Annotated in this window: 1 pseudogene; it reads left to right on the top strand. The window is 56.6% G+C overall.

Annotated features, from left to right (window positions below):
* Window positions 1–459: pseudogene (locus tag ACTHUR_RS20360) on the top strand (bifunctional [glutamate--ammonia ligase]-adenylyl-L-tyrosine phosphorylase/[glutamate--ammonia-ligase] adenylyltransferase); the annotation flags it as partial.

Raw genomic sequence — 459 nt, 5'->3', positions numbered from 1 at the left:
GAAGTAACCCGCACAATTACGCTGTTTGCCGATTTTGCCGTCAATACCGCGTTGAACTTTTCCTACGCCTATTATCAGGACATGTACGGCACGCCGATCGGGCGTTATACGAAATCGCCACAACATTTGAGCGTGGTGGCAATGGGCAAGGCGGGCGGCTATGAGCTGAACGTGTCTTCCGACATCGATTTGATTTTCATCTATCCCGAATCGGGCGATACGGACGGCAGGCGCGAACGCGGCAATCAAGAGTTTTTCACCAAAGTCGGGCAGAAACTAATTGCGCTGCTGAACGACATTACCGCCGACGGGCAGGTGTTCCGCGTCGATATGCGGCTGCGGCCAGACGGCGATTCGGGCGCGCTGGTATTGAGCGAAACCGCGCTGGAGCAATACCTGATCACGCAGGGGCGCGAATGGGAACGCTATGCGTGGTGCAAAGGCCGCGTGGTTACGCCG

The organism is Neisseria sp. P0021.S007 (assembly GCF_051956855.1).
The sequence above is the reverse complement of the archived record's forward strand: the minus strand, read 5'-3'. Positions and strand labels throughout refer to the sequence as shown.